At 50.4% G+C, this 26,007-nt stretch carries 26 protein-coding genes and 1 riboswitch; of the genes, 17 read left to right on the top strand and 9 right to left on the bottom strand.

What is annotated here, in order from left to right; genetic code table 11:
• Window positions 1–24: 24 nt before the first annotated feature.
• Together ACFQZE_RS07740 and ACFQZE_RS07735 are read left to right on the top strand one after the other, a co-directional pair.
• A complete protein-coding gene (locus tag ACFQZE_RS07740; protein ID WP_379355326.1) occupies window positions 25–1,107 on the top strand; it encodes a hypothetical protein in 1,083 nt (360 codons plus the stop codon).
• Window positions 1,108–1,383: 276 nt separating this feature from the next.
• Window positions 1,384–2,238, top strand: a complete 855-nt coding sequence (locus tag ACFQZE_RS07735) for a chemotaxis protein (protein WP_379355324.1) — start codon at window positions 1,384–1,386, stop codon at window positions 2,236–2,238.
• A 76-nt stretch (window positions 2,239–2,314) separates the two neighbouring features.
• Here ACFQZE_RS07735 and ACFQZE_RS07730 read toward each other — a convergent pair whose 3' ends face one another.
• A complete protein-coding gene (locus ACFQZE_RS07730) occupies window positions 2,315–3,382 on the bottom strand; it encodes a tetratricopeptide repeat-containing glycosyltransferase family 2 protein (RefSeq protein ID WP_379355322.1) in 1,068 nt (355 codons plus the stop codon).
• Window positions 3,383–3,511: 129 nt separating this feature from the next.
• On the opposite strand from ACFQZE_RS07730, the gene ACFQZE_RS07725 reads away from it, so the two are divergent.
• From ACFQZE_RS07725 to ACFQZE_RS07680, 10 genes are all read left to right on the top strand, one after another.
• Window positions 3,512–5,056, top strand: coding sequence for a spore germination protein (locus ACFQZE_RS07725; protein ID WP_379355320.1), 1,545 nt, complete (start codon window positions 3,512–3,514; stop codon window positions 5,054–5,056).
• Between the two features lie 18 nt (window positions 5,057–5,074).
• Complete coding sequence (locus ACFQZE_RS07720) at window positions 5,075–6,295, top strand: Ger(x)C family spore germination protein (RefSeq protein WP_379355318.1); 1,221 nt, start codon at window positions 5,075–5,077, stop codon at window positions 6,293–6,295.
• Window positions 6,296–6,330: 35 nt separating this feature from the next.
• Window positions 6,331–7,434 (top strand): GerAB/ArcD/ProY family transporter, encoded by a 1,104-nt coding sequence (locus ACFQZE_RS07715; protein ID WP_379355316.1) that lies wholly within the window; start codon window positions 6,331–6,333, stop codon window positions 7,432–7,434.
• Window positions 7,435–7,527: 93 nt separating this feature from the next.
• Window positions 7,528–7,638, top strand: a riboswitch (TPP riboswitch).
• A gap of 189 nt (window positions 7,639–7,827) precedes the next feature.
• Window positions 7,828–8,892 (top strand): ABC transporter substrate-binding protein, encoded by a 1,065-nt coding sequence (locus ACFQZE_RS07710; protein WP_379355314.1) that lies wholly within the window; start codon window positions 7,828–7,830, stop codon window positions 8,890–8,892.
• Between the two features lie 104 nt (window positions 8,893–8,996).
• On the top strand, window positions 8,997–9,299 hold the full coding sequence (locus ACFQZE_RS07705) for a thiamine-binding protein (protein WP_379355312.1): 303 nt from the start codon (window positions 8,997–8,999) through the stop codon (window positions 9,297–9,299).
• Window positions 9,289–10,083 (top strand): ABC transporter permease, encoded by a 795-nt coding sequence (locus tag ACFQZE_RS07700; protein WP_379355310.1) that lies wholly within the window; start codon window positions 9,289–9,291, stop codon window positions 10,081–10,083. Before ACFQZE_RS07705 ends, ACFQZE_RS07700 begins: the two co-directional genes overlap by 11 nt.
• Complete coding sequence (locus ACFQZE_RS07695) at window positions 10,070–10,843, top strand: ABC transporter ATP-binding protein (RefSeq protein ID WP_379355308.1); 774 nt, start codon at window positions 10,070–10,072, stop codon at window positions 10,841–10,843. The genes ACFQZE_RS07700 and ACFQZE_RS07695 overlap by 14 nt, the downstream gene beginning before the upstream one ends.
• Window positions 10,833–11,678 carry a TatD family hydrolase gene (locus tag ACFQZE_RS07690; RefSeq protein ID WP_379355306.1) on the top strand — a complete coding sequence of 282 codons (846 nt, stop codon included), beginning with the start codon at window positions 10,833–10,835 and terminating at the stop codon, window positions 11,676–11,678. The genes ACFQZE_RS07695 and ACFQZE_RS07690 overlap by 11 nt, the downstream gene beginning before the upstream one ends.
• A 124-nt stretch (window positions 11,679–11,802) precedes the next feature.
• Window positions 11,803–12,573, top strand: coding sequence for a glycoside hydrolase family 73 protein (locus tag ACFQZE_RS07685; RefSeq protein ID WP_379355304.1), 771 nt, complete (start codon window positions 11,803–11,805; stop codon window positions 12,571–12,573).
• A 120-nt stretch (window positions 12,574–12,693) separates the two neighbouring features.
• A complete protein-coding gene (locus tag ACFQZE_RS07680) occupies window positions 12,694–13,362 on the top strand; it encodes a peptidoglycan recognition protein family protein (protein WP_379355302.1) in 669 nt (222 codons plus the stop codon).
• A 165-nt stretch (window positions 13,363–13,527) separates the two neighbouring features.
• Here the strand turns inward: ACFQZE_RS07680 and ACFQZE_RS07675 are convergent, their stop codons facing one another.
• The gene (locus tag ACFQZE_RS07675; protein ID WP_379355300.1) at window positions 13,528–14,100 is read right to left on the bottom strand and encodes a TetR/AcrR family transcriptional regulator; all 573 of its coding nucleotides are present in this window, start codon (window positions 14,098–14,100) and stop codon (window positions 13,528–13,530) included.
• The gene (locus ACFQZE_RS07670; RefSeq protein WP_379355298.1) at window positions 14,097–14,558 is read right to left on the bottom strand and encodes a nuclear transport factor 2 family protein; all 462 of its coding nucleotides are present in this window, start codon (window positions 14,556–14,558) and stop codon (window positions 14,097–14,099) included. Before ACFQZE_RS07670 ends, ACFQZE_RS07675 begins: the two co-directional genes overlap by 4 nt.
• A 538-nt stretch (window positions 14,559–15,096) precedes the next feature.
• On the opposite strand from ACFQZE_RS07670, the gene ACFQZE_RS07665 reads away from it, so the two are divergent.
• Together ACFQZE_RS07665 and ACFQZE_RS07660 are read left to right on the top strand one after the other, a co-directional pair.
• A complete protein-coding gene (locus tag ACFQZE_RS07665; protein ID WP_379355296.1) occupies window positions 15,097–15,303 on the top strand; it encodes a hypothetical protein in 207 nt (68 codons plus the stop codon).
• Between the two features lie 387 nt (window positions 15,304–15,690).
• Complete coding sequence (locus tag ACFQZE_RS07660) at window positions 15,691–17,535, top strand: ABC transporter ATP-binding protein (RefSeq protein WP_379355294.1); 1,845 nt, start codon at window positions 15,691–15,693, stop codon at window positions 17,533–17,535.
• A 204-nt stretch (window positions 17,536–17,739) separates the two neighbouring features.
• On the opposite strand, the gene ku is transcribed toward ACFQZE_RS07660, so the two are convergent.
• The 4 genes from ku to ACFQZE_RS07640 all read right to left on the bottom strand — a co-directional run bounded on the left by ku (window position 17,740) and on the right by ACFQZE_RS07640 (window position 20,998).
• Window positions 17,740–18,603 carry a non-homologous end joining protein Ku gene (ku, locus tag ACFQZE_RS07655; protein ID WP_379355292.1) on the bottom strand — a complete coding sequence of 288 codons (864 nt, stop codon included), beginning with the start codon at window positions 18,601–18,603 and terminating at the stop codon, window positions 17,740–17,742.
• Between the two features lie 112 nt (window positions 18,604–18,715).
• Window positions 18,716–18,850, bottom strand: coding sequence for a hypothetical protein (locus ACFQZE_RS07650; protein WP_379355290.1), 135 nt, complete (start codon window positions 18,848–18,850; stop codon window positions 18,716–18,718).
• 317 nt (window positions 18,851–19,167) lie between these two features.
• On the bottom strand, window positions 19,168–20,319 hold the full coding sequence (locus tag ACFQZE_RS07645; RefSeq protein ID WP_379355288.1) for a hypothetical protein: 1,152 nt from the start codon (window positions 20,317–20,319) through the stop codon (window positions 19,168–19,170).
• Between the two features lie 451 nt (window positions 20,320–20,770).
• Window positions 20,771–20,998, bottom strand: a complete 228-nt coding sequence (locus tag ACFQZE_RS07640; RefSeq protein WP_379355286.1) for a DUF3951 domain-containing protein — start codon at window positions 20,996–20,998, stop codon at window positions 20,771–20,773.
• Between the two features lie 219 nt (window positions 20,999–21,217).
• On the opposite strand from ACFQZE_RS07640, the gene rsmD reads away from it, so the two are divergent.
• The gene (gene rsmD, locus ACFQZE_RS07635) at window positions 21,218–21,829 is read left to right on the top strand and encodes a 16S rRNA (guanine(966)-N(2))-methyltransferase RsmD (protein WP_379355284.1); all 612 of its coding nucleotides are present in this window, start codon (window positions 21,218–21,220) and stop codon (window positions 21,827–21,829) included.
• Entirely contained in the window at window positions 21,810–22,349 is a 540-nt protein-coding gene (gene coaD / locus ACFQZE_RS07630) for a pantetheine-phosphate adenylyltransferase (protein WP_379355282.1), read from the top strand. The genes rsmD and coaD overlap by 20 nt, the downstream gene beginning before the upstream one ends.
• A gap of 2 nt (window positions 22,350–22,351) precedes the next feature.
• Here coaD and ACFQZE_RS07625 read toward each other — a convergent pair whose 3' ends face one another.
• Entirely contained in the window at window positions 22,352–23,584 is a 1,233-nt protein-coding gene (locus ACFQZE_RS07625) for a nucleoside recognition domain-containing protein (RefSeq protein ID WP_379355280.1), read from the bottom strand.
• A gap of 104 nt (window positions 23,585–23,688) precedes the next feature.
• Here ACFQZE_RS07625 and ACFQZE_RS07620 point away from each other — a divergent pair, with 104 nt between their 5' ends.
• Entirely contained in the window at window positions 23,689–24,762 is a 1,074-nt protein-coding gene (locus ACFQZE_RS07620; protein WP_379355277.1) for a S16 family serine protease, read from the top strand.
• Here ACFQZE_RS07620 and ACFQZE_RS07615 read toward each other — a convergent pair.
• Entirely contained in the window at window positions 24,759–26,003 is a 1,245-nt protein-coding gene (locus ACFQZE_RS07615; protein ID WP_379355275.1) for a nucleotidyltransferase, read from the bottom strand. The genes ACFQZE_RS07620 and ACFQZE_RS07615 overlap by 4 nt on opposite strands.
• Window positions 26,004–26,007 lie beyond the last annotated feature (4 nt).

The raw sequence follows: 26,007 nt of genomic DNA, 5'->3' as shown, positions 1-26,007 counted from the left end.
TAAAATGAGAGGGAGTGACATCTTATGAAAAAGTTTGCACTCGGATTAGTTTGCGGAATAGCGATTATCCTGATAACGGCTGCGGCCGTACCTGGGGAGATAAAAGCGAAACTGACGCCGGTTTTTGTGAAGTTTCATTTGGGAGGCAAGGAGAGCAGCATTAGCTCTGACGGGACATCTATTCTGAATTATAAAGGCCAGCTGTATGTGCCGCTTCGTTCTTTTGCCAGCGAGATGGGCGCCTCGGTTCACTATACCGCTCCGTCAAACGGCGACAAAGCGCAGGTGGATGTCTATTATGCGGATGATCGGGATTTCACGGTAAAAGATGAACAAGGCAATGTTCGAGTCGGCCATCTGGACGTAAAATTTGCTTATACTCAGGATGTCCCGACTATTCGCGGTATGTTGAAAGTAGATAAAGCCATCCCTAAAGACAAGGATGTCGTCATTTCGATACTGGACGGGGACGGCAATGTGCTGGGTACAAGCAGTTCACTGAAGCCAGTGAATTCGAGCCACGGCTCTCTTGCCCAACTTAAGCCGGGCAGCATAATCCGCTTCTATACCTTTTTCCCTGCGATGGAAACTCCGGAAAAGTATTCGCTAAAGGTTGAGGTTGTCAAAAGAGCGGATTGGACTTACGATCAAGGGTCAATCGATTCGGTGAACACTGGTGCCGGGGGATTTAACGGCTTTCCGCTTGCGCCTCATGTAGACCTTCCTTATCATTTGGGTTCGGAATTCAAGCTTGGAAGCTCAACGCCGATTTCCGCTTCTATTATAAACCTTGGCCCAAAGGATACCGTCGTCATAACCAAACCGTTTAGTCTCAAAGTGGAAATTAGCAACAGCGCCCGTAAAGTGATACGCACTCTTGCAACGAAGCCGTTTACGGGAGAAGTTTTATGGAAGCAGGGAAGGGTCACTACGACTGTCCCTTGGGATCATAAAGATAGCGCCGGCAAATTGGTGAAAAAAGGTGAATACTGGGCAACTGTTTTGGGGGGAGAAGCCGAGGGGTACTATAAAAGCAAGCCAAATGAAATCGTCAAATTCAAACTGGAGCAATCCATGCAAGGTACGTTTCCTTTTGTTCTAGAATAAAATTAAAAGCTTCCCGCGCCGATTTTGGCGTGAGGAAGCTTTTTTTATGTATGTGTTCAATATTCGGACTAGAGACACAAGCGAGCTTGTTAAATTGAAGTTTACCGGATGTGCCGCTCGCTGGGACAACTTTATTAGGAGCCGCGTTGCAAGTAAGCCTGCTGCTTACTTGAGACGCGGCTCCTTATTTATTTTAATCATGGCAAGTAGAAGAGTTCGCCATCTCCTGGCATATGCTGTAGGGTAACCAAATCTTTGTTGTCGAGGGGGAGAACAATGAAGATCGCGGTCGGAATTATTCACGGTATCGGCAAACAGGAGTCGGATTTTGACGAGGAGCTTGCTGCGGCGTTGACCAGACGATTGTCCTTCATATGTCCCGAGATAGAGCTGGTCATTGAGGGAATCTATTGGGGCGATATAACCGAGCGGATCGAGGAGAAGCTGCTGTGCAAGCTCGCACCCTATAAGCTCCGTTGGGACCATTTGTTCGACGCACGCGGATTCATGATTAGCTTCGCTGGAGACGCAATCGCCTACCAGCCGATTCCCCAGGCGGATAACCCTCATCCACACGAATTCATTTATACGGATATTCACGAGCGCGTTGCACGCAAGCTCCAATGTCTGGCAAAAAGTGCCGGTGCGACCGCTCCGCTATGTCTAATCGGACATAGTTTAGGAACGGTCGTCATTAGCAACTATATTTACGATTTGCAGAACGATAAGCTCCCGCCTCTTATCCAGTCCATCATCGCGCACGGCAATTCTCCGCTTGAGAAAGGGGAGACGCTCACCCATTTGTTTACGATGGGCAGTCCCATTGCGTTATGGACGCTCCGGTATCACGATTTCGGCAAACCGATAGCCGTACCCGCTCCGAAATTCCGGCATAAGCGCGTTGGTGAATGGGTCAACTTCTACGACAAAGACGATGTTATCGCTTATCCGCTCAAGCCGTTAAGCGAGTCTTATAACAAGGCCGTCACCGAAGATGTCGAAGTGAGAACCCCCGGCCTATTTTCCTGGATGCCTCTCGGCTCGCATGGAGGATACTTCCGGTCGGTGGCGATACAGAAGCGAATCTGCCATTCGCTTGCCCGGATGTACCGTATCCTGAATCCGTTGTGATATATGGACAAATAAAGAGGAAGAGGCGATTCCCCCGTGCTGGGAGAATCGCCTCTTTGCCGTCAAAGGGGCTGGTTCAGCCTTTGGCGCTGCTGAAAAACTTTTCGTTGTAGACGACGCTAGGATGGGTCGGGTTGTAGCCTTTGGCGATGTTGTGATGCTCAATCGCTTTGGAGCGGTCGCCCAGCCTGTCATAGCAAACGGTCAGCTGCAAATGAGGCAGCCACGTCCAAGTGGCGTTGTCCGTTGCGCCCATAGAATCTTTTGGCCTCTCCAGCAAAGTGGCTTGCCTAAACCAATAAATCGCTTGATTATACCGTTTCTGCTCAATGAAGACAGAGCCAAGCTGGCAGCAAAATTCTGCGCGGGGAAGGTCGTAGCTGAGCGTGCGGAGCAGGGAGGCGATTTGCTTCTCCGGCTGAATTGTTCTCCCATAACAGTCTGCTTGCTTCGTACACGCTCCGATGTTGTCTTCGATCCATCCCTGTCCGCCGCTCAGAAACTTTTCGTACCATTCCGCTGCTTCATGCAGGCGGGCATGATCGCGCAGCTCGTTGGCAAAATAATATTGGTCGCGCGGGGAAAACACTTCTCCTCCATCCAGCCGCTTCAAATAAATGCGCAGGTTGCGGTCGGTGTGAACCCGCTCCTTGCGATGGGTGACGGCGACGTCGCTATGATAGATGCGGCCTGCAACGGCCAAATATTCATGAACGGGTCCGATCCAGCGGAAGCCCATGCTCCGGCGGACAAGCCGGTTTCGGCGCAAGCTGTATAGAGGTTTGCCCGCTTGATCGAAGGTCAAATGATAATTCATCGAGATGCTGTCGTAGGGCAAGTTTTCCTCTTTAAGCGCTTTGAGCCGGATTAAATCCTCTTCTTCGATCACATCGTCGGCGTCCAGCCAAAGAATGAATGTTTGCGTCGCCTGCTGGAAAGCGAAATTGCGGGCGGCGGCGAAGTCGTCAATCCATTCAAAATCGTAAATGACGGCTCCGAAGGACGCTGCAATTTCTTTGGTCCGGTCTGTAGAGCCGGTGTCCACAATGATGATCTCATCCACTGCCTCCTGCACCGAAGAGAGACAGCGTCCGAGGCTGTCTTCCTCGTTTTTGACAATCAAGCATAAGCTGATGCTGTTCAAACGGCCACTTCCTTTCGATTCTGTGCGTCTGTACCATTCTATTAGCTCGAAACCGGGAATGTGCTATACATATTTCCAGCCAATAAGCGCCAAAATAGAGGCAACATGGAAAACAGTAGAGGGTGCGCTATGAGCCAAACTAAAGAAACGGCATTAACGCCGCTCAGTCCGTCGCTACAGGCGAATGTGCATGCCATATTTACCCGATTTGGCGGGAGCAGCGATCTGGTCGTTCGATTGTTCCGCAGCGACGCCGCTCCGCATCGGGAGCTGGCGCTGCTGTATATAAACGGCCTCGTCGACGCCGATGCCATTAATGAAAGCGTGCTTGCGCCAATGATGTCGCTTAGCCTTCCGCCGTATATGGACGATAAGGGCGATGGGCTGCTGGAGTCGTTCCGCGCATGCGTGGTGTCGATAGGCGCAGTAAAAGAGATCGTAACGCTTGAAGCAGCATTGCAAAATATGGCAGACGGGCTATGCCTTATTTTGGCGGATGGAAGCGCAATGGGCTTGATGGCTTGTGTCGGAGGCGGGAACCAAAGGCCGGTTGGCATTGCGCAAACGCAAACGGTAATCCGGGGTCCGCAAAACAGCTTTGTGGAAGACATCGAAACGAATATGAGCCTTATCCGGCGGATTATCCGCTCCTCGGACTTGCATGTGCAAAAGCATAAAATCGGCAGGCAGACGCAAACGAACGTGGCGGTGCTGCATATAGACGGGATTGCGGATGAGGAAATCGTCAAAGAAGTTTACCGCAGACTGGCGGTCATCGATATCGACGGCATTTTGGAGAGCGGATATATTGAGGAGTTTATTCAAGACGAAACGTTTACGATGTTTCCTACGCTGCTGAATACGGAGAGGCCGGATACGGTAGCCGCTTCTTTGCTGGAGGGAAGGGTAGCGGTTCTAGTGGACGGCACGCCCATTGCGCTTATTGCGCCGACCACTTTTTTCAGCTTTTTCCATTCACCCGAGGATTATTATCAAAGATTTGATATCGCTTCGTTTGTGCGGACGATCCGGTATGTCGCTTATGTCGTCTCGATGCTTTTTCCTGCGCTTTATATAGCTGTAACGACGTTCCATCAGGAAATGCTGCCGACAACGCTGCTGATCAGCCTTGCGGCACAGCGCGAAGGGGTTCCGTTCCCGGGACTGGTGGAGGCGCTTTTGATGGAGATGACGTTTGAGGTGCTCCGGGAGGCAGGCCTGAGAATGCCTCGTGCGATCGGCCCCGCCATTTCGATTGTCGGCGCCCTCGTACTTGGCCAGTCGGCCGTTCAGGCCGGCATCGTGTCGGCGGGGATGGTTATCGTCGTTTCGTTTACGGCGATTTCCAACTTCGTTATGCCGGAGTTCAATATGGCGGCGACCTCTCGCATCATCCGTTTCGGCATTATGATAATGGCGGGAATACTGGGCTTTTTCGGAATCTTTATATCGGTGCTGTTTGTGCTGATCCATCTCGTATCGCTGCGCTCCTTCGGAGTTCCGTATATGTCCCCGTTCGCCCCCGGCTCCAAAGGAAGCGGAATGCTGAGGGATGTATTTATCCGGATTCCGTGGTGGGCCGCCGTACTTAGGCCGCTGGATATGAAGCTGCGCAATCCAAAGCGGCAGAAAAACGCCAAACGTCCCGTCTTCCAGCGGCATTCCGATAAATGAGAACAGGAGGCGAACCGGATGAGCAAAAGACGATGGCCGTTATGCGCGCTGCTGTGCTTGCTGCTGCTTCAGACCGGCTGCTGGAACCGGGTCGAGCTGAACGATATTGCGATCATTTCGGCAACGGGGGTTGATTGGCGAGATGGAAAGTGGGTATTGTCCTACCAAATCGTTATTCCAAGGGCAATCTCCAGCCAAACGGTGGGCAACGGGGCGGCGGCGGTCAACGTCTTTTCCACGGAGGGGGACAATTTCCGCAGCGCGATCAACAAAGCGAGCGAAGAGACGAGCCGCCGCCTTTATTTTTCACACAACCAAATCGTCATTATCGGACAGGACGCTGCCCGGAAAGGGATGTCCTCTTTGCTCGAAGCTTATTTGCGCAATCACGATTCCCGGGAGACGGTGGGCGTCTTCCTATCGAGAGACGATGCCAGAACGATGCTGGAGCAGCTCATTCCGCTGGAGCAAATTCCTGGGGCTGCCATTCAGCGGATGGTGGCTAATGAAGACCAAGGCAGCTCCTCCTTTCGGCAGATGACGATTCATAGCGTACTGACGGATCTGCTTGGCAGTACGAAAGCGACGAGCATTCCGGGGCTGATCATTTCGGGATCGGGAGAGAGTACGGACAGCGTCAAAATGATCGGCAAAACGTCGACCCCCTCCAAAGTGAGGCTGCATCAGCTGGGGTTGGTGCGGGGGGACAAGCTGGTCGGCTGGCTGAGCGACGAACAAAGCCTTGGCGTGATGTGGCTGACCGATCATGTCGGCAAAACAACGGTTTCCTTCGATTGCACCGATGGCGGAAAAGGGAAAAAAAGCTCCGCCGCACGCATTATGCAGTCGAATACAAAAGTTCGTCCTGTTTTGCAAGACGGTCACTGGGTGATGGAAGTGAAGGTGGATGCGGAGGGGACGCTTGTAGAATACAGCTGCGACAGCGATTTGACCAAGCCGAAAGTGGTAAGCGCGGCTGAGAAGCGGATTGCAAGCGCAATCCGAACCGACATTATGAACGGTTGGAATGCCGTTCGCAAGCATAATGCGGATATGCTTGGCTTCGGCACGCTGATCCACGAGCATTACCCGAAAAGGTGGAAGCAAGATAAAGAAAATTGGGATGTGTTGTTCCCGCAAACAGAGGTTCGGCTTACTGTTCATATGAAATTGAGCTCAACGGGAATGAGCGGCAAAAACTTTAAAGGCTCGCAGAAAAAAAGCGGCTCTTCACCGTAAGCGGGCCGTAAGCAAGGCGGAAAGGAGCGAACCCTATGCAGCAATTCGGAAAAAGTCAATTGGCGATCTTGATCATCGTTTTTTTAATCGGCAGCACGCCGCTGTTTGAGCTCGGCATTACGGCGAAGCAGGACGCATGGATTGCGATGACTGTTGCGGCAATAGCGGGATTGTGTTTGACGATGATTTATGTCGTTTTGCAAAAGAGGGCGCCGAGCGCAGGGATAGCGGATTTGTACAAATTCCACTTTGGGCGTTACATCGGCGGAGCTTTCGCCGTCATTCACGCCTGCTGGTTCGCTTACGAGGCGATGAGAAATGTGCGGGACGTCGGCGAGCTAACGTCGATGGCCCTCCTAAATATGACGCCGCAATGGGTCACCATGCTGTTCATTATGGCTATTGCCGTCTATACCGTGAACAAAGGGGTCGAGGTGCTTGTCCGCATCGTACAATTGCTGTTCCCGGTTGTGCTGCTTAGTTATTTCTCCATTATATTGCTGCTGTTTTTCACCGGACTGGTCAACGTGCATCATTTGCTCCCCGTTCTTGAGAATGGGCCAATGCCGGTGCTTAAAGCTGTTTTTCCCGATTTGCTGTCCTTTCCGTTTGGGCAGATGGTGGTGCTGCTCGTCTTTTGGAGCATGGTCAAAGAAAAGGAAGCGATCGGCCGCATTACTTTTTGGTCGCAGGTTTGCGTTTCCATTTTTCTCGTTTTTATGAATGCCCTTATTTTATGCGTACTGGGACCAGAGCTTGCGAGCATTACAGCTCTGCCGCTTCTTCATGTCGTGCAGCTGATCAGACTGGCTAATTTTTTGGAGAGGCTCGATATTATCGTCACGCTGCTGCTGTTCATCGGCTTGTATGTGAAAATATCGACGCTTTATTTTGCCTCGTTATATACGGCCAGCACCGTAACCGGTATTTCGCAGCGTTATTTGATCATGCCGATTGGAATAATTATTTACGGCGCTTCATTCCTGGAGCCCAACAATACGTATCATATTTGGATTGGTCTGGACATTACTTTAAAGATCGTGCCCCTTTTCCAAATCGTGCTGCCGCTATTAATGCTGACGGTCGGAATAAGAAAGCGGTACAAGGCGGAGGCTGGCGGCGGAGTTCAAGGGGCGTAATGCGGCGGCAAAAAGAAAAACGCTACTTTACGGTAAAATAAGTCTGGCGTTCTGTGCCGAGTTTGCTATAATGGATACGTAATTGACGTAACCGAATATGCTCTGGGGAGCTGGACCTAGCCGGCTGAGAGGGAATGACTTGCATTCCGACCCGTTTAACCTGATCCGGATAATGCCGGCGTAGGAATAGAAGCTAAGCTTCTTCTTTTTTGAACGGCTTGCCAAGATTTGTGTCTTGGAGGTAATGTTTGAAAAGGGAGAGAAACACAGCCGACAACACGACGTCTTCCGAATGGGGAGGCGTCTTTTTTATATGCCTCAGCGCGGATGGAAGGGACGCATAGGGAGCGTTCAATTATAAAATAGGGAGTTAGTTGGAGAGGGGAAGACAGCATGAGAAGGAAAAAGGAAATGGGCTGGAGAAAAGGGCTCGCGCTTACCATTCTTGCGCTAACAGTAGCGCTGGCCGGATGCGGCGGGAGCGGGAAAGAGGCGGCGAGTGGAAATGCGGGCAACCAGGCAGCCAATAACAACAAGGCCGAGGGCGGAGCGGACAAGCCGCTGCAAAAGGTGCAAGTCGTGCTTGACTGGTCGCCGAACACGAATCATACGGGGCTTTATGTCGCAAGGGACAATGGCTTCTTTAAAGAGCAAGGTTTAGATGTAGAAATTATACAGCCCGGACAAGATGGAGCGGACAAAATGGTGGCGTCCGGCAACGCGCAATTTGGCGTGAGCTACCAGGAGTCGGTAACGATGGCGCGTATTGCTGGCGCTCCTCTTGTCTCGATAGCGGCTGTTATTCAGCATAATACGTCGGGCTTCGCTTCACCGAAGGAAAAGGGGATCGACTCCCCTAAGAAGTTTGAAGGCAAGCGTTATGGCGGATGGGGCGCTCCTGTAGAAGAAGCGGTCATCGACTCCATTATGCGTGAGGAAGGCGCGGACGTTGGCAAGGTGGACATTATGAGCATCGGCGACAGTGATTTCTTTACGGCGGTGAAACGAGATATCGACTTTGCGTGGATTTATTACGGCTGGACAGGCGTAGAATCGGAACTGCGCGGGGAACAACTGAACATGGTTTATTTGACCGATTACAGCGAAAAACTGGATTATTATACGCCGGTGCTTGTGACAAGTGAAGAGACTATCGCAAAATCGCCGGAGCTCGTCAAAGCGTTTGCCGCTGGAGCGGCAGCGGGTTACCAGTATGCCATCGAGCATCCTGAAGATGCGGCGGAAGTGTTGATCAAAGCTGAACCGGATTTGAATGCAGAACTGGTAAGAGCGAGTCAAAAATGGCTGAGCCCGCGCTATCAGGACGATGCGCCGCGTTGGGGCGAGCAAAAGCTGACCGTATGGAAAAACTATGCGGACTGGATGTTTGAGCGTGGACTGCTAGAGGCTGAGCTGGAAGCGGAAAAGGCGTTTACGAATGAATTTTTGCCGAAGTAAAGCTGGAAAAGCCGGGTTTGAAGATGCAAGCCTCAAAGAAATTAATACTTAAGAAATAAGGCAGGAAAGCGCGGAAAGACATCAAAGAGAGGGGATAAATGGTTATGGCGAACGCACTTGTCAGCATTCAAATTTTGCCGAGCACGCCGGGAGGAGAAAGCGTCATCCCGTACGTGGATCGGGCGATTGAAATCATTAAAGAGTCAGGGGTCCCTTACCGTGTTGCGCCTCTGGAAACCACGATGGAGGGTGAGCTCGGCGAGCTGCTGGCTGTCGTGCAGCGCATGAACGAAGCAATGACGGCAATGGGCTGCGCATCCGTTATTTCGCAAATCAAAATTTATTACAACCCGGAAAATGGAGCTTCGATGGGGCGCCTGCTGGAGAAATATCCGGATGGGCAATAAAAAGGGCTTATGGTCGCGCCTCTGGCCGCCTGCCTCGGCGCTGGGAGTGCTGCTGGTTTTGTGGCAATCGGCCGTCACTTTCGGCATTGTGAAGGAATGGATGATTCCATCGCCGCTGGGTGTCGTGAAAGAAGCATTTTCTCCAAAGGTGTGGCCAAGGCTGCTGGAGCATACGGGAGCTACTGTAGAGCTGGCTGTCATTGGACTGGCGGGAGGAGCGGCGGCGGGCTTTGCCCTCGCCGCTTTGCTGCATTTGCTGCCGGGTGTGCGCAGAGGGTTATATCCGCTGCTCATTTTATCGCAAAACGTCCCGATTGTTATTTTGGGTCCGATTATGACGATGCTGTTTGGCTATGGGCTATTGCCGAAAGCGCTGCTGGTCATTATGGTTTGCTTTTTCCCGGTGTGCATTGCCATGCTGGGCGGGCTGTCGAATACGGATGAAGGCTTACGCAACTATATGCGTATGATCGGAAGCGGAAAGTGGACGCTGTTTTGGCGGCTGGAGCTGCCCCATGCGATTCAAGGGCTGTTCTCCGGGCTCAAAATTGCCGCCTCTTACAGTGTACTTAGCGCAACGTTTGCGGAAATGCTGTCTCCAAAAGTAGGACTTGGCGGATATATGGTCGTCTCGTCCAGAGGGTACATGCCGGAGCGTGCTTTTGCCGCCGCCTTGCTTATCATTATCGTTAGTTTGTCTTTGTTTGGATTAATCGCATGGGCGGAGCGGCTTATTGTTCGTTGGCGGCCAAAGAAGGAGGCGGAGCGGCATGCTGGAAGTTAACGGGCTTTGCAAAAGCTTCGGCGATGCGCGCCGCCGCAAGGAAGTGCTGCGCGATCTTTCTTTCCAAGTGGGCGACGGCGAATTTGTTTCCATTATCGGCCCTTCCGGCAGCGGCAAAACGACGCTGTTCGGCGCCATTGGCGGATTAGAGCCCCCATCGGCGGGAGAAGTGAAGATTGGCGGAGCGGTTACAACGGGCCAAACCGGCCATGTAGCCTACATGCCTCAGCAAGCTTCACTGCTGCCGTGGCGTACGGTCGCAGGCAACATTGAGCTGTCGCTTGCGATTGCGGGCGTGGACAAAAGAAAAGCAAAAGAGGATGCGGCAATGTGGCTGGAGCGCGTCGGGCTGGGCGAATACGCTGGGGCTTATCCCCATGTATTGTCCGGTGGGATGCAGCAGAGAGTTTCTTTTTTGCGCGCGTTGCTGTCGCCGCAGCGGCTTATGCTGCTTGACGAGCCGTTCGGAGCGCTCGACGCGCTGACAAGAGGGCAAATGCAGAAGTGGCTATTGTCTATTTGGGAGCAAAACCGAAGAGCCGTTCTTTTAGTCACGCACAGCATAGAAGAAGCGCTATATTTGTCCGACCGTATATTGGTGCTGTCTTCCGCCCCTGCGGAGTTGGTGGATGAAATTACGGTTCCTTTCGAACGTCCGCGCAGGGAAGAGCTTTGGAGAGATGCCCGGTTTATGGAACTGAAAGAGAGGGTATACCGCCATCTCGGAGAAGCGAGGGGAGCTGACGGCCATGGGGGTTAATAACGAAGGGGCAGAAAATAGGCGCGATCCTGTAGCGCGTCGTTACATAGACGCTCATATTCATATAGACCTATACGCGGAAGCGGAGCAAACTGTACTGTTGGAGGAAGCGTTTCGAAACGGTGTGGAAGCGGTTGTCGCTGTGTCGATGCAGTTGGAGTCGTGCAAACGAAATGCCGTTCTTGCCGGACTGTATCCCGGGCGAGTCCATCCTGCATACGGTTTTCATCCGGAGCAGACGCTGCCTGAGGAACGCGAAGTGGAACGACTGCTGTCGTGGATTCGGCAGCGCCACGCGGCGGGGGATGCTTTTGCCATCGGTGAGGTCGGCCTGCCCTATTACATGAGAACGGACAAGGAAGCGGCGGGGCACTATTTTGACGAAGCTCCCTATTTATGTCTGCTGGATCGTTTTGCTCAGCTTGCCGCAGAGCTTGACCGCCCTATTGTTCTCCATGCCGTTTACGAGGATGGGGATAAAGCGTGCGACTTGCTAGAGCGCCACGGCGTTCGCAAAGCGCATTTTCACTGGTTTAAAGGAGCGGAGGCGACGGTAGAGCGGATGATGAAGGCGGGGTACCGGATTTCGGTGACGCCGGATGTCGCATACGAGCCTGAAATTGCGGCTCTGGTGCAAAAGTATCCGATCGAGCTGCTGATGGCGGAAACCGATGGACCATGGCCGTTTGAAGGACCTTTTGCTGGCATGGCTACAAAACCTCTAATGGTGCGGGAAGTAGCCAAATCCATCTCCCGAATAAAAGGTTTGCCGCTTAAAGAAACGGAAGCGATGCTGCTTCAAAATACAAAAAGCTTCTATGGAATAGGAAAATAAATGCTGTCGGAACGGCCCTTGTCTTTGTGGACAAGGGCCGTTTCGTTATGCCAAACCGCTGCATATTACGTAGTAACAAGGCATCGTACGCTGTAGAGCGGCGAAAGCGAAGGGAGCAAGCGGGATGGCGAAGCTGACGAGAGAGCAATTTTTTCAGGCTATTGTGCCAGCGGTTATTTTGGTAAGAGGCGAAGGTTCTCCGATGTTCCCGTCCGTGAGGCTTGCGCAGAGCTTGCTGGAATCCGGGGGAGAAATTCCTGCATGGAACAACTTGGGGGGAGTTAAAGTAGGAGCAGGCAAGGAAAATGCTTATTGGCAAGGAGAGGCCGTAGTTAAGGGGACATGGGAATACGTAGACGGGAGGGCGGTTGCGGCAAAGGCGGCGTTCCGGGCATATAAAAGCATCTACCATTTCTACAAAGACCTCGATCTACTGCTCAACACTCCCCGTTATGCGCGAGTGCGGCAAGCGGATACGCCGGAGAGGCAGGCGCAAATGCTGCAAGCTTGCGGGTATGCGACGGACCCGGCGTATCCTTCTAAGCTGACCTCCCTCATTAGGCAATATGGGTTAAAGAAATATGACGAAATGGGAAAACCTCAGCCGGCGCCAAAAGGATTTGAAAAAGCTTCGGTCGTGCCGATCGTTTACCACGGAGGAGTAATTAGCAAAGGTTATTTGTTGCAAGGAGTGACTTGGATTCAGGCCAAAGCGACGGGTGAAGCGCTTGGGGCGACAATCGGCTGGAAGGGCAGCCGAACAACCGTAAACGGAGTCGATGTGGATACGGTATTATCGTCATCGGCCGGATTTATTAAAATAAGAGATTTTGCGGACGTGTTGTCTCTTAAGGCGGGTTGGGACGGCTTGGCGAGAGTAGTCATGCTGGAGTAGCGCAGTCGGCAGGAGGTTTTGCCGGAATTGCTCTGGGGGATGAGCTCGGGCTTATAGCCCTGCCTTTTTTGGACGGAGGGGAATAGGATATACGAAAGCTTAGTAGAAGGGGGAAGCGGCATGTATGACTATGTTGTGGACCATATCCCGAAGTCGACGCCTGACAACAGGCGGCCGGGCATCTCGCTAAAAGCGACGACCATTACCATTCACAATACCGCCAATCCAACCAGTACAGCGCGGAACGAGCGAAATTGGCTGACGAATCCGTCCAATACAGTGACGGCTTCCTTTCACATTGTCATTGATGAGCATGAAGCGATTGAATGTATTCCGCTGAACGAAGTGGCTTGGCATGCGGGCGACGGAAGCGGGAAGGACAGCGGCAATCGCACCTCGATCGGCATTGAAATTACGGAAAGCGGAAACTATGATCAAACGCTTGAGAACGCGGCAAGTCTAGTGGCCGCGATGCTTGTGGAAAGAGACTGGGGGACGGACCGGCTAAGGCGGCATTACGACTGGAGCGGCAAAAACTGCCCTCGCCTTATGAACGAAGACGGAAAGTGGGGCGGCTGGACAGCGTTTGTCAACAGAGTGGAGGAGCTCATAAACGATGATGATGGCGAGGAGGAAGAGCCGATGCTGGATGCTAAGGACGCCAATGCGATCATTTTGTTCCTAAGTGCCGCTTATATGTCAACGAATGTGCCGGATGCACGGAAAGAATTTAACCGCCTTGCCAACGAGCTGCGCAAAGCGAGCGGACAAGAGCCTCAGCCGGGCTAATCAAAAGGAAGAAGCAGACGCTATGGAGTTATGCAAATGACATATAAGTAGGATCCGCCGACCGGATGGTTGGCGGATTTTTTTGGTAGAAGGATAGGGTATACCGATAAACTAGTAAGGGCAAGTTTCGGGCAGGGGCCAGTCAAACGACATGACTGATATCCGTTATCCGTCGCACCCAAGGAGTTTCATCAATCGCTCAGAGAGAACGGATAGAGTGCGTTCGAAAAGGGTCTCGTCATTAAGCGCTCGACTGAGAATCAATCCCCCCTGAATTCCGCCAACCGTCTCCTCTGAAATTGCAGCAGCGGTATCGAGGGAGACTCCTGCTCGAACAATTGCGGCGCTCAAAGCATCAATCCACCTTTTAAAATATTGTCGAATGATCAAAGCGAACCGATCCCGCGTCTCGTCAAGTGCAAAAGCGCCGACAAGACATATCCGTTGGCCTGATCGAAAATACGCATCGACCTCGCGCCACATCGTTTGAATGGCCGCAAGCGGTTCGTCCCGTTCGAGGGGCTCAAATACGTTGGTTATGAACCATTTATCGATATGTGCGAGAATCTCGGCGGCCATTTCCTCTTTTCCGCCAGGGAAGAAATAGTAAAGGCTTCCTTTGGAAAGTCGTGTGCGGGCCGTGATTTTGCTCAAGGATGCACCTTCGTAACCGAGTTCACGGAAAACCTCAGCAACCATCGGTATGACATCGGCTTTTTCGAATACGATTCGGGTCATAAGCCTAGATCGGTTAGGCCGGGATGGTCATCGGGGCGCCGACCGAGCGGCCAATGAAATTTTCGTTCGGATGGACTAATCGGCATATCATTGATCGATGCAAACCTGAACTTCATTAAGCCATCAGCTGCAAATTCCCAATTTTCGTTCCCGTAAGATCGGAACCAATTCCCGCTATCGTCATGCCATTCGTAGGCAAAGCGCACTGCGATTCGGTGATCGGTAAATGACCAAAGCTCCTTTATGAGTCGGTAGTCCAGCTCCTTAGCCCATTTTCTTTCAAGCAGCGAGACAATTTCCGTTCGGCCGACTGGAAAGTCGGTGCGATTCCGCCATCGGCTGTCCTCCGTATAGACAAGCGATACCCGGTATGGGTCACGACTGTTCCAGCTGTCTTCGGCCATCCGGACTTTTTGAATGGCGGATTCGCGTGTGAACGGGGGGATGAGTGCACTCATTAAAATCTCCACCCTTTCTTTTCCATTTGTTACAGTATAGACCGATCGGTTTATAAATGCAAGTTTAGGGCATAGGCCAAGCAGCAGGTAGCGAATGGGAGAATGGCTAAAAAGCGAGTTTTCAAAACATACAACCACAATGCGACTCCCCCTCGCGTTGTGGTTTTTTACTCATTCGATAGGTTCGGGGCATATAAATGTTTAAGCGGATAAAATAATCGTTTGAAATTATGTAGTACAACGTTTAAATAGAAAAAAATTAAAATATAACACATGTTTTATTTTAATAATTGAAAAATAACGTCGAAAAAATAGTCCTTACCTACTGGTATAAAAACAGGATTTCATTGTCCATCTGCGCAGTTTGCTATTTGCATACGCCTAATTTCGAGGAAGAGGGATAAAACAACTCAAAAAAAGACCTGTTTTTTCGTTTTTTGACAGTTTCCAGAATTAGAAATAGTAGTTCATCGGTTTCATTTACGGGGTTCATTTTTTGCAGATATAATCTGGTTAGTTTTGGGAGGGAGGTGAATAAATGACAGGGTGTATTGAAGAGCATGTTCCGAAGTCGTATTACATGACGGCCTGCTGCTCTACGAACCTATGCGGTACAAAAGTGTTGCCAGATGGCAGTGTACAAAATCTATATACTCTTTTTGGTGATATTTGGTATTACGTGGGCAATACGGGTGGGGGACAAAACCACGGGACGTTTGCGGAATGTGTGTGTACAGGCGCATAAGCAATAAAATTTAATGGTTCTCAAAAAAGGGAAATTGGAGAGGCAATATCCATATTCAAAACAAGGGGGGAATTATATATGTATGTAGGCTGTATCCACAATAGTTATTGGGGCATAAATGCTTGCTGTACGTATACTCCATGCGATTCTTATGTTGACGCTAACGGTACGGTCCATCCGAGATACGTATTAGAAGGAACCTACTATAGCCGTTCCGACCAAAGTTACGTTAATTTTAGCAGCTGCAGCTGTTCGGCACCTGGACCTGGTCCGTCCGTTCCAATTCCGAACTAATTCACATGCGTTCAGGCTGGCATCGACCTTGAGTCGGTGTCGGCTTTTATGCGAAATAGTTCGATACCTGATAAGGAAAGGGCAGATCATAAGATGATGTCCAACAATCAAATACCGAACCTTGAAACTACTGCAATCCCTTTCAAACAAAAAATAAGAGCGATTGCGCTGCTGTTTGGCAAGTTTTTTCCTATCGTGATCCGCGTTATTCCGGGTTATTTAGCCATAATCGGAACGCTTAAAGTCGTGACGGCATTTGTGCCGATTATTCAAATCTATCTAGTAAAAGAAACGATTGATTCAATTACCGCTTTGTTTCTAGACAAGTCGGTCGAGCTTTTTTATTGCTTCCAATTGCTTGGATTGCAGGCCCTTCTGTATTTGTCGGACAAGCTGCTTCAATACGCGGATCAAATGCTGACCATGCGGGCACAGCAGCAATTGCGATACTATTTTCAACTGATTTTGCTGGAAAAGACCTCGAAACTTCCATTGTATCACTTCGACAATTATGAATACTTCAATAAGATCGAACGGACGACGTTCGGGATGGATACGAGAGGTTTTAATATATTTAGCGCAGTTATGACAATTGTTCGAAGCAGTATTTCGATTACGGGTATTTTGTATATTTTATTCAGCTTTCACTGGGTGCTCGCTGTGGCGATGATGAGCATGCTAATCCCCAACCTTTGGCTCAATTCGAAAGCGGGAGGGTTAAGATTTTCACAAATGGTCATGCAGACGCACGAGCAGCGGCAGCTTTCTTATCTTCAACAGCTTTTGCAAGGCCGGGATACGGCAAAAGAAGTTCGGATGTTCGAGAGCGCGCCTTATTTAATTCAAAAGTGGAAGGGTATATTTCAAAAGGTGACGAAGGAGAAGTTGACGCTCGAAGGTCAGAACTTGCGACGCAGCATGTGGCTTGACCTTTCGCATACGATGCTGAATATCGGAGTTTATGCGGTGCTCGTATGGTTTGGATACAGAGGCAGCTTAACGATTGGCCACTATGTATCGCTATCGCAGGCACTTACTCAGATACAAGCGCTTGTGGCGGGAATCGGCCGCAGTATGGCCGCCATTTATGAGGATTCGCTATACGTGACGGACACGCTGGGCTTTTTGGAGATGAAGCTGGAGACGAATGAGGAGCATACCGAATCGTTCCCAGAGGTTTTGAAGGAAGGCATTTGTATCAAGCAGTTATCCTTTAAGTACCACGGTGGAGCGAAGCCGACGCTAAAGGGAATCGATCTGGTCATCAAGCCTGGGGAAAAAGTGTCTATCGTAGGAGATAACGGGGCAGGCAAAAGCACACTGGTCAAATGTATCTTAGGCTTGTATATGCCGACGAGCGGGACGATACAATTTGACGGGATTGACATTCAGACTATTTCTCCAAGCTCGATGCGCCGCAATATGGCGGTTGTGTTTCAGGATTTTGTAGGGTACAACTTGTCTGCACGCGAAAACATTGCTTTAGGCGGGCTGGAGCATTTACAGGATGACGCGCGAATTCAGGTCGCGGCCTCGCAAGCCGGAGCGGACGAAATACTGACGCATCTTCCGCAAGGGTTAGATACGGAGTTGGGCGTTATTTTCAATCGGGGGGTTGAGCTGTCCGGAGGGCAATGGCAAAAAATTGCGATAAGCCGGGCTTATATGCGTGACGCTCAATTGGTCATATTGGACGAGCCGACGGCTGCCCTCGACCCGATTGCCGAGGCTGAAATTTACGACAACTTCGCGAAGCTATGCGAAGGTAAAACAACGATTATGATTTCTCATCGGCTCAGCAGCTGCCGCCATTCGGACCGAATTTTTGTGATGAAGGACGGGGAGGTCATTGAACAAGGCAACCACGAGCAATTGATGAGGATTGGCGGACGGTACAAGGAAATGTTTGAGCTTCAGGCCAAACGATATATAGCATAATTTACTATTTGGTATAACATGCGAGATGGAATCGGCGGAACTGATTTCACAGTCGAGCGGCAAAAAAGCGTTTATCACAATGGATGTATTCATTCTCCAAAGGATAAGCGCTTATTGTACTCATCTCGGGTGCTACCAAACACCGACAGCTCTAATCGGTTAAGTAGAATTCGCTCATAAACGGCAAGAGCCGTTAGGCGGCTTTTATGAAGCCGTTTCCTTCGTCTTTTTCGATTTTTTCTCTTTGGGAGCGGCTTTTCGTTTGGTGGCAGTTTTTCCAGAATCGGTCGGAATTTTAACCGCTTCGAGGCTGGCCTGAAGAGCGGCCATTAAATCGATTACTTTGCCGCCAGCAGGTTCTGCTGGAGAAGCGACAACATCGATTCCTTCGCCGCTGATTTTCCCCTCAATGGCTTGCAACAGCGCAATACGATAGTCGTCCGTATATTTTTCCGGTGAGAAAGTTTCCGTCAACTGATCAATGAGCAGCTTCGCGATCTCAAGCTCTTTGTCGCTTACAGCTACGTTTTCAGGGAGGTTCGGAACTTGCGAAATGGGACGAATCTCATCGGGAAAATGCATCGTTTCCAAACATAAGCAATTGTCTACAACCCGAATAGCGGCGAGGCGGCTTTTGCTGCGGATCGATATTTTGGCGATGCCGATTTTTCCGGTTTGTTTAATGGCTTCCATTAAAAGGCCATACGGGCTGGCTCCTGCCATGTCGGGTGCGAGATAATACGCTTTTTCAAAATAAAGAGGATCAATGTCGGTTAAATGAACAAAATCTAAAATTTGAATGACGCGTGCAGATTCCGGGCGAAGCGCATCCAGCTCGTCCTCGCTGAAAAGCACAAATTTGCCCCTGTCGTATTCAAATCCTTTGGCAATATCGCCTGGCTCAAGCTCTTTGTCGCAATGGGAGCAGACTCGTTTTTGTGAGATCGGCATCCCGCATTCCTTATGAATGCTGCGAAACCTTACATCTTTGTCTTCCGTTGCAGTAAACATTTTAATGGGAACATGAACAAGTCCGAAGCTGATAGCGCCTTTCCATACCGTATGCATAAATGAGGTTGCCTCCTTATGAAAATAATGACCATAAACCTAAAAACTTTGTTATGCGTAATCAATGTGCAAATTTGATCCTATAAACAGCATTCCCAAAGGGAACGTTATTTTATTTTCGCTCATCAGGTATATTCGCCCCGAATGCGGACAAAATAAAAACATCGGCGTCGGAAGATGCCGTAGACAACCGCGGAGAAGACTTACGTTTCCCCATAAGTTCTTCGTCCGGTTTCTCCTCTCCCATGAAAGAGGCTCCCGAAAGGGAGCCTCGATTTTTTGTTTGCTGAAAATCCTTAATAGTAAAGAAATAGGTTGACTAATAGTTGACCGATTTTGCCCCTTTAAAAATGAGACGTTAATCCTATATGTTCGTAAGCAATTATTAACAATAACTAGCAGCGATAACCGACGGAAAAGGACAGGAACAAGAAAGTTTTTATTATTTGTCATGATCGTAATTCTTCTTGCTTGTTTAATTATTTGGCTTTTATGAAAGAGAGCGGGAGAACAAAAAAAGAGCAGGAGGCGAAGACCTCTCTGCTCTTTTTTATTTCAACACTGTTACAGCCCAGTTCCAATCGTAAAATTTATAGTCGCGAAATATTGTCCGGAGCGTGTCCCTACAAAATCTCCAACAGCGAACTTGCTGCCGGTGCCGGTTTGGCTTGTAATTTCCAACGTTTTAGGTATGGTCAGCGTGTAGCTTAATGGAACGCTGTATGAACCGGAACCAAAGCCCGGGTTCGCACTAACAAAGGTTTGAGTGGCACTGCTAAGCGTAATAGCTCGTGCGATTGGCCCATGAGTAGCATGGATGGGTTGGCCAGCCGTGTGAGAAATGGTTCCGACATTCACGGAAACAAAAGAAGCAGGTATTTTTAAGACGAAAGTAGCCGCTCCTCCAGAAGACGGGTCCGCCAATGGCTGGCTGGTGAAATCAGTTGCCGACATTTTTACAGACCAGCCTCTAGCTCCACCCGTATTGTCCGTCACAACTGAAGTCGACGCCGCTGTTGTTTGCATGACGGCGTTATTGTCGAGGTCAACGCTCAAAAAAGAGCTAGGCGATACGGAAAATTCTAAGTTGCCACCAACAACTCCCACTTGAGTGGAATTTGAAACCGAGTTGTTGCTGCTCGTTACGATGACCGATACGTCATCAAGGTACAACTGATAATATCCGCCATTTAAAGAAATGACGCTATCAAACTTCACGCTAAATGTAGCGGCATTGGATGGGGGAGTAGCATCAAAGCTCTTCAAAACATAGCCATTTGTAGCAGCAGTCACGTTTGTACCGTCAGCTTCACTAATGATATTCCCAGAAGAATCATAAAATACGAGCGAATATTTTAAATAAGATTCCACCATGGAAGTGACATTGGTTTTGAAGGACAAAGCTAAATTTTGCGTAGCGGTAACGGAGTATTTGTCGCTAATAATACGAAGAGTATCTCCGGCTAGACTAACGCCATCCTCTCTCAGTCTCTGTGCGTTAACGCCTTCTGCCGCATCAGATGGGGTGACATCTGCATAAAAAGACTGTGGTGTATTGCCTATCGTTCCAAAGGACCAAAAATTTCCTGTCCCCCCTCCCGTGTAGCTTTCAAATCCCCCATTTTGAATTAAGTTGGTTGTAGCGCTTGCAACGGAGATGTTCATTGAAGACAAAAGGAAAACAATAACAACACCAAATTTAAATATCTTTCTCATTTACAACGGACTCCTTCCTAAATAATTAGATTCATTTCTACATTTTACCTCAATTTCCTTGATAATTCGACGTTTTTTACGTATATTTCTGGTTTATTCCAAAATTATGACAATCGGTTGCCTTATGAAGGCATTGTTTCGCGATTTTATCCATAGGGTAATGAAAAGTGAAGCCGGCAAAGGAGTCGGCAATCTTTAAACATAGAAAATGGGGCGTTATTCAATGAATCCGAAATTAAAATGTACATTTTGCAAAAATACAGGGGAGTTCCAAGGAGCGAACGGGATTAAGTATGATTGTTACTGCGATTTTGCAAAAAGCAAGGTTTATGACGGTGGAAGGCACGAGGCGAAATGACCGCATAGAGATTGGCATTTTTTTAAACTAGCCAGAAAGCAAAAAAGGCGCCCTCGTCGTGAGGGAGCCTAAATTGGTTACGCAGACGAGGCTTTATAGCCGCGCGCGGTTTTTGTTTTTGTCGTCGCCTTGATCGTCTTCCTGCTCCTTTTCCTGCTTCTCATCATGAAACTCGACTTGCGAATGGCCTGTAATATGATCGAAGGGGGTGTAGGCATTGGATGGAGCTTCTTTCGTGACGATCATTTTTCCGATGACAATAGCTAAAATCAAGAAAAGAGCGCTTGGTACGCCCAGCAGCAGAAGCAGGCTGGCATTCATAATGCGGCACATCCTTATCACGGCAAAATAGAGTAAATTAAGACTCATCATAACTCAATATACAAGTAGAAGTAAACGGGCTATATTGGCCTCAGAAAGATCGAAGCGCATCTTCTTAAAAAATCCGTTTTCCATGCGAACTTACGCAATCGTTTCTTTCTAATTGAAGGGAAACTATGGTACGATAGGCGGGAATGATTGCGAAAGGGGTAGTTGCAAGTGAGAGTCATCGCGGGCGAAGCTAGAGGGCGCGCGCTCAAGGCCGTACCTGGCGCTAATACGAGGCCGACGACGGACAAGGTGAAGGAAGCGATATTCAGCATGATAGGACCCTATTTTGACGGCGGCATTGCGCTTGACTTGTTCGCGGGCACAGGCGGACTTGGTCTTGAGGCGTGGAGCCGAGGCGTGGAAAGGGTTATTTTTGTCGATCGGGAAACGATAAGCATAGATGTGATCCGGCACAATGTAAAAGCTGTCGGCGCGGAGTCAGCGGCGGAAATTTACCGCAACGATGCCGGTCGTGCATTGAAAGCGTTGGCAAAACGAGGGCTTGCGTTTTCGCTTGTTTTTTTGGACCCGCCTTATCGAATGACAGATATGGATGCGGTGATGGAGGAACTTGCGGATAAAGGGATGTTGGAAAACGACGCCAAAATTGTGGTGGAGCATGACGCTGCCCACACTTATCCGGAACACCTCCCGCATTTTGATCAAATGAAACATGCCAAATACGGCGATATCGCCGTAACGATATACAGGTACGCCAAAGAAGACGCGAATTCGGACCTTATGAATAGGAGAGAATCGGATGACAACGAACAATCATGAGCATGAACGGAAAGAGGGTTTTTATGCCAAAAAGGAACGGATAGCCGTTTACCCGGGCAGCTTCGATCCTGTCACGTACGGTCATTTGGACATTATCCGCAGATCGGCTAAACAATTTGACCGGCTTGTTGTCGCTGTTCTGAACAATACAAGCAAAAACCCGCTTTTTACGGTGGAGGAGCGCAAGGAGCTGCTTCGCGAAGTGACAAAAGAAATTCCGAACGTCGAAATTGACAGTTTCCGGGATTTGCTGGTCCGTTTTATGAAAAGCAGAAACGCGGATGTCATCATTAGAGGAATCCGTTCCGTAACCGACTTCGAATATGAGCTGCAACTGGCTTCGACCAACCATTTGCTGGACGGGGAAATCGACACGATGTTTATGATGACCAACCCTAAATATTCTTATTTAAGCTCTAGCATCGTCAAGGAAATTGCCCAGTTTAAAGGCGAGGTGCGGGAGCTTGTGCCGCCTCAGGTCGAAGCTAGACTGAAAGAAAAATACGACGCCCGAAATTAATTTTATGATATTCGGGAAAAAGTTCGCGGCCGTGCGAGCCAATAGGCCGTTAAAGCGGCGGCGAATAGGATGGCAGCTGCGCCGACGGAATAAGGCCAAATGGCCGGCATCGCGTCCATCGTCATAGGCGCTGCCGGCAAGGCGCTTCCTATCGATGCCGGATAATATTGTCCCGACAAAATAACGGGGAAGCTCCCGTTCGGAACGAGCTTTTGAACGAGCAGCATCATGGGCTCCCATAGGAGCAGTGTAAGCAAAAAAGCATGCAGCGAGTGGTTTAAACGGTGTGCGGCAAAGGGCAGCAGCTTCAAATCCGTTCCAGCGATGGCATAGCCGGTTTGCAGAATGCCGCCAAGTCCGCTCCAAGCAACAATCGCGGCGATTAACGCGCAAGCGAAAGCGATATTTGCGCCAGGCGCATGCCATATCGAGGCGGCGTATGCGCCCAGATGGCTTTCAAAAACAGCGGGGCCGAGGAACGATAGGGAGAATGCGCCTTTTACCAAAGGAGCCAGGAGAGGCTCCGTCAGCTTGGCCAGTACGGAGGCGAAGATCATAAAGCCTCCGACCAGCATCAGCTTTTGTACGCCGGCCGCAACGGAGTCGCCGAGCACTTTTCCGAAGCTGCGGCCATCCTGCTCTCTCCCTTCTTGAAGGGCATGAGCCATCCGCCGGGCAACGCCCGTTTGAGGCGCCTTGGCGGCGTTTTTGCCATGTTCCGATTGTGTAGAGCTATTGCCAAAAACAGAGCCAAGCAGCAGCAGCCATAGTGCGGAAGCCCATACAGAGACCGCTATAAATAGGCCTGCAAGCGGCTTTTGCAGAAAGCCCGCCCCGATCACCACCAGCATGAACAGCGGGTTTGGCATATGAGCGTAAGCGAGGAGCCGTTGCCCTTGCGCTTTGCTGAGCAGCTCGCGTTTGCGCAGCGAGGCGACAGCTTCGGAGCCTGCCGGATAACCGCCCATCCATCCGAACACGATAGCAAGCGCGGCTTCTCCGGGAAGCTTGAATATGCGCTGCATCGCAGGCTGAAGCAACGCTCCGGCAGCATGCGCGAGTCCGAACGCAAGCATGATTTCATACAAAACAAGAAACGGGAGCAGTCCGGGGAATACGATGTTCCACCAGACGGTTAATCCTTGAAGCGACGCTTGGAAGGATGCGTCGGGCTGCAAGATGACGGATCCGACCAACAGGACGGACAATAGGGCGAGAAATATCGTTTTGGGCATGCCGCTTTAACTCCTTTTGGACGAACCTATTCGTTTATTAGTACGTCGCGGCAAGGAGAGATAGACCAGCGTGAGACGATGAGGCATAGAATGGGGGATAGACTATGCGAAATGGGCTCCCGGTTGCAAAGCGGGCGATTTTGTCCGCAGCGATTACAGCGCTCGTGATGTGGGTGCTGCTGTATGCGCCCACCCCGTATTTAGTGTACGAGCCCGGAATTGCCATTCCGGTGCAGGATATGATTGAGGCCGATACGGAGGCTTCAGAACATTCGGATCAAGGACAATTTCTTTTGACGGCAGTCAAGCTAACGGAGCCGAATTTTTGGAACGTTCTAGCGGCGGGCATTGACCGGGATCGGGACGTGTATTTAAAAAGCGACGTGTTCGGCGGTGTTACGCAGCGGCAATATGCGAAGCGGCTGACTGTTATTATGGAAGGCTCCCAAAACGATGCCATCGAGGCCGCCTATCGGTATTTGCATTTGGCTTACGAGGTAGAGACAAAAGCGATCGTCGTCACGGATGTAAAGCGGATTGGAGACAAACCAGTCAGTTCGCTCCGGCCGGGAGACAAGCTTCTTGGCTTAAGCGAAGGCGACGACTTTTTGAATGTGGGAGACGCGGCGCAAAAAGTATTTTCCGCATTGGCGGGATTGAAAGACAACGGAATCATTTCCATAAAAGCGGAGAGAGAAAAAAAGCCGTTCCTTGTCCAATTGGCGAAGCCAAAGTCTCAAGAGGCCGAGCAAAGCGGGGAAGCTTATTTGGCCGCGCTGCTCGGAGTTGCCGGCTTTACAGAGCTGCGGGCAATCGAGCCGCAGGAGCAGGAGCACAGGCTGGCTATTGCGGCGGGCGAGATCGGAGGACCGTCCGCGGGCCTTGTATTTGCGCTTGGAGCCGTCGATTTGCTGACGGAAGGAAGTTTGGCGGGCAGCGCTACAATTGCGGCGACAGGTACCATTGATGGAGACGGCAAGGTTGGAGCTATTGGCGGCATCAGGCAAAAGGTGGTCGCGACGAGCCGCGAGCAAGCGGGACTGTTTCTCGTGCCAAAAGCCAACGAAAAGGAAGCAAGGGCAAAGGCGGAAGCGATCGGTACGGACATGAAGGTGCAAGGAGTAGAAACGCTGCAGGAGGCGATCGAGGCGATCGCCTCCTATAACGGGTCTCGTTAAAGCATAATCGGCTTGTCCCGATAATCGCGGAAAAGGTCATTACAGGTGCCAGATGGGGACATACCCAACCTATAAGCGTTGCTTGCCCGAATGTCCAGCTCCAAATAACGATAGCGCTCCGGAGGCCTTGCGGCGCTCATGAGAACGGGCAAAGAGGCGGATTTGCGCATTTGTTTAAGCAGCATTCCCCCTTTTTCGGTAAAACCGAGTATACGAATATATTGGACGCCCTCCGACAGCATCGCAGGAGTAAAATCTTCCTTGACATGGCCGAGCAAAATAGACAAAAGCGCGCGCTGAAGCTTAGTTCTTGTATAACGTTTTGTTTTGAGAAGCGAAAGCAGCGATTCATAAGTGGGGTCGGGCAGAACGGGCAGCGCATTCAGCACGCGATGCTCAAGCCCTTCCGTTATTTCGTGCAGTTTGGCCATTTTGCCGGAGTCGCTTGTCATTAAAAGATGGAGCAAGGCAGGGAAGTAGTTGTCCCAGCTTACAGGCCGAACCCCCTTTTGAGACAGTTCCCGGAGAACGGAATAGGTGCTGGACGGGATATAGGCTGCTGTATCGTGTACGCTTGATCCTTCAAGAAGCAGCTTGCGAATGGCTGTTGCGCTTGCGATTGCCCCGTCCGTAATTGTATGCTGATGGTATTGGGCCTTTTCTCTGGCAATCGTAAAAGGCTTCATGGCTCCTCCAATTCGGCGAAGCGCAATCAAATAATGAAGCCCGAGCGTATGATTCGGCATATCGAAAGCGAATGAAGCGGCCTCTGCAAAGCCGGCTTCCGTCAAATAGTCTTGAACGGCGGAGCTGTAAGCGGCAGGGTAGTTGATTCCCGTCTCCAGGCGGGCTTTCAGCAGCGATTGGAACTTTGGGGGCTCGCTCGCCATCATTTCGGCCGCCAGCTCAAGAGGCTCCAGAAGCCCGCTTTCCGTGCCGAAGCAGAAGGAATCGACAACGCCGGTCGCTTCAAGCAGCGAAACCGCACCATATGCGAACCATTCCGCCGCTTGGGTCGCATAAGCGACGGGAAGCTCAATAACCAGATCGCAGCCGCCCTGAAGCGCCATTTGGGTACGGGTCCATTTGTCCCACATGGCGGGTTCGCCTCTTTGCAGGAAATTTCCGCTCATAACGGCGACAACCGCTTCCGCTCCCGAAATACGTTGGGACTGGCGAAGATGATAGCGATGACCGTTGTGAAAAGGGTTGTATTCGACGATGAGTCCGACTGCGCGCATAGCT

The sequence above is a fragment of the Paenibacillus sp. GCM10027627 genome, assembly GCF_042675505.1.
In the GTDB taxonomy this organism is placed as follows: domain Bacteria; phylum Bacillota; class Bacilli; order Paenibacillales; family Paenibacillaceae; genus Pristimantibacillus.
Note: the sequence above shows the minus strand (reverse complement) of the source record. Positions and strands in the feature narration are given on the sequence as shown.

Excerpts from the sequence above, each read along its gene's own strand:
- ACFQZE_RS07740 (WP_379355326.1), top strand. The coding sequence starts at position 25 with ATGAAAAAGTTTGCACTCGGATTAGTTTGCGGAATAGCGATTATCCTG.
- ACFQZE_RS07735 (WP_379355324.1), top strand. The coding sequence starts at position 1,384 with ATGAAGATCGCGGTCGGAATTATTCACGGTATCGGCAAACAGGAGTCG.
- ACFQZE_RS07725 (WP_379355320.1), top strand. The coding sequence starts at position 3,512 with ATGAGCCAAACTAAAGAAACGGCATTAACGCCGCTCAGTCCGTCGCTA.
- ACFQZE_RS07720 (WP_379355318.1), top strand. The coding sequence starts at position 5,075 with ATGAGCAAAAGACGATGGCCGTTATGCGCGCTGCTGTGCTTGCTGCTG.
- ACFQZE_RS07715 (WP_379355316.1), top strand. The coding sequence starts at position 6,331 with ATGCAGCAATTCGGAAAAAGTCAATTGGCGATCTTGATCATCGTTTTT.
- ACFQZE_RS07710 (WP_379355314.1), top strand. The coding sequence starts at position 7,828 with ATGAGAAGGAAAAAGGAAATGGGCTGGAGAAAAGGGCTCGCGCTTACC.
- ACFQZE_RS07705 (WP_379355312.1), top strand. The coding sequence starts at position 8,997 with ATGGCGAACGCACTTGTCAGCATTCAAATTTTGCCGAGCACGCCGGGA.
- ACFQZE_RS07700 (WP_379355310.1), top strand. The coding sequence starts at position 9,289 with ATGGGCAATAAAAAGGGCTTATGGTCGCGCCTCTGGCCGCCTGCCTCG.
- ACFQZE_RS07695 (WP_379355308.1), top strand. The coding sequence starts at position 10,070 with ATGCTGGAAGTTAACGGGCTTTGCAAAAGCTTCGGCGATGCGCGCCGC.
- ACFQZE_RS07690 (WP_379355306.1), top strand. The coding sequence starts at position 10,833 with ATGGGGGTTAATAACGAAGGGGCAGAAAATAGGCGCGATCCTGTAGCG.
- ACFQZE_RS07685 (WP_379355304.1), top strand. The coding sequence starts at position 11,803 with ATGGCGAAGCTGACGAGAGAGCAATTTTTTCAGGCTATTGTGCCAGCG.
- ACFQZE_RS07680 (WP_379355302.1), top strand. The coding sequence starts at position 12,694 with ATGTATGACTATGTTGTGGACCATATCCCGAAGTCGACGCCTGACAAC.
- ACFQZE_RS07675 (WP_379355300.1), bottom strand. The coding sequence starts at position 14,100 with ATGACCCGAATCGTATTCGAAAAAGCCGATGTCATACCGATGGTTGCT.
- ACFQZE_RS07670 (WP_379355298.1), bottom strand. The coding sequence starts at position 14,558 with ATGAGTGCACTCATCCCCCCGTTCACACGCGAATCCGCCATTCAAAAA.
- ACFQZE_RS07665 (WP_379355296.1), top strand. The coding sequence starts at position 15,097 with ATGACAGGGTGTATTGAAGAGCATGTTCCGAAGTCGTATTACATGACG.
- ACFQZE_RS07660 (WP_379355294.1), top strand. The coding sequence starts at position 15,691 with ATGATGTCCAACAATCAAATACCGAACCTTGAAACTACTGCAATCCCT.
- ku (WP_379355292.1), bottom strand. The coding sequence starts at position 18,603 with ATGCATACGGTATGGAAAGGCGCTATCAGCTTCGGACTTGTTCATGTT.
- ACFQZE_RS07650 (WP_379355290.1), bottom strand. The coding sequence starts at position 18,850 with ATGGGAGAGGAGAAACCGGACGAAGAACTTATGGGGAAACGTAAGTCT.
- ACFQZE_RS07645 (WP_379355288.1), bottom strand. The coding sequence starts at position 20,319 with ATGAGAAAGATATTTAAATTTGGTGTTGTTATTGTTTTCCTTTTGTCT.
- ACFQZE_RS07640 (WP_379355286.1), bottom strand. The coding sequence starts at position 20,998 with ATGAATGCCAGCCTGCTTCTGCTGCTGGGCGTACCAAGCGCTCTTTTC.
- coaD (WP_379355282.1), top strand. The coding sequence starts at position 21,810 with ATGACAACGAACAATCATGAGCATGAACGGAAAGAGGGTTTTTATGCC.
- ACFQZE_RS07625 (WP_379355280.1), bottom strand. The coding sequence starts at position 23,584 with ATGCCCAAAACGATATTTCTCGCCCTATTGTCCGTCCTGTTGGTCGGA.
- ACFQZE_RS07620 (WP_379355277.1), top strand. The coding sequence starts at position 23,689 with ATGCGAAATGGGCTCCCGGTTGCAAAGCGGGCGATTTTGTCCGCAGCG.
- ACFQZE_RS07615 (WP_379355275.1), bottom strand. The coding sequence starts at position 26,003 with ATGCGCGCAGTCGGACTCATCGTCGAATACAACCCTTTTCACAACGGT.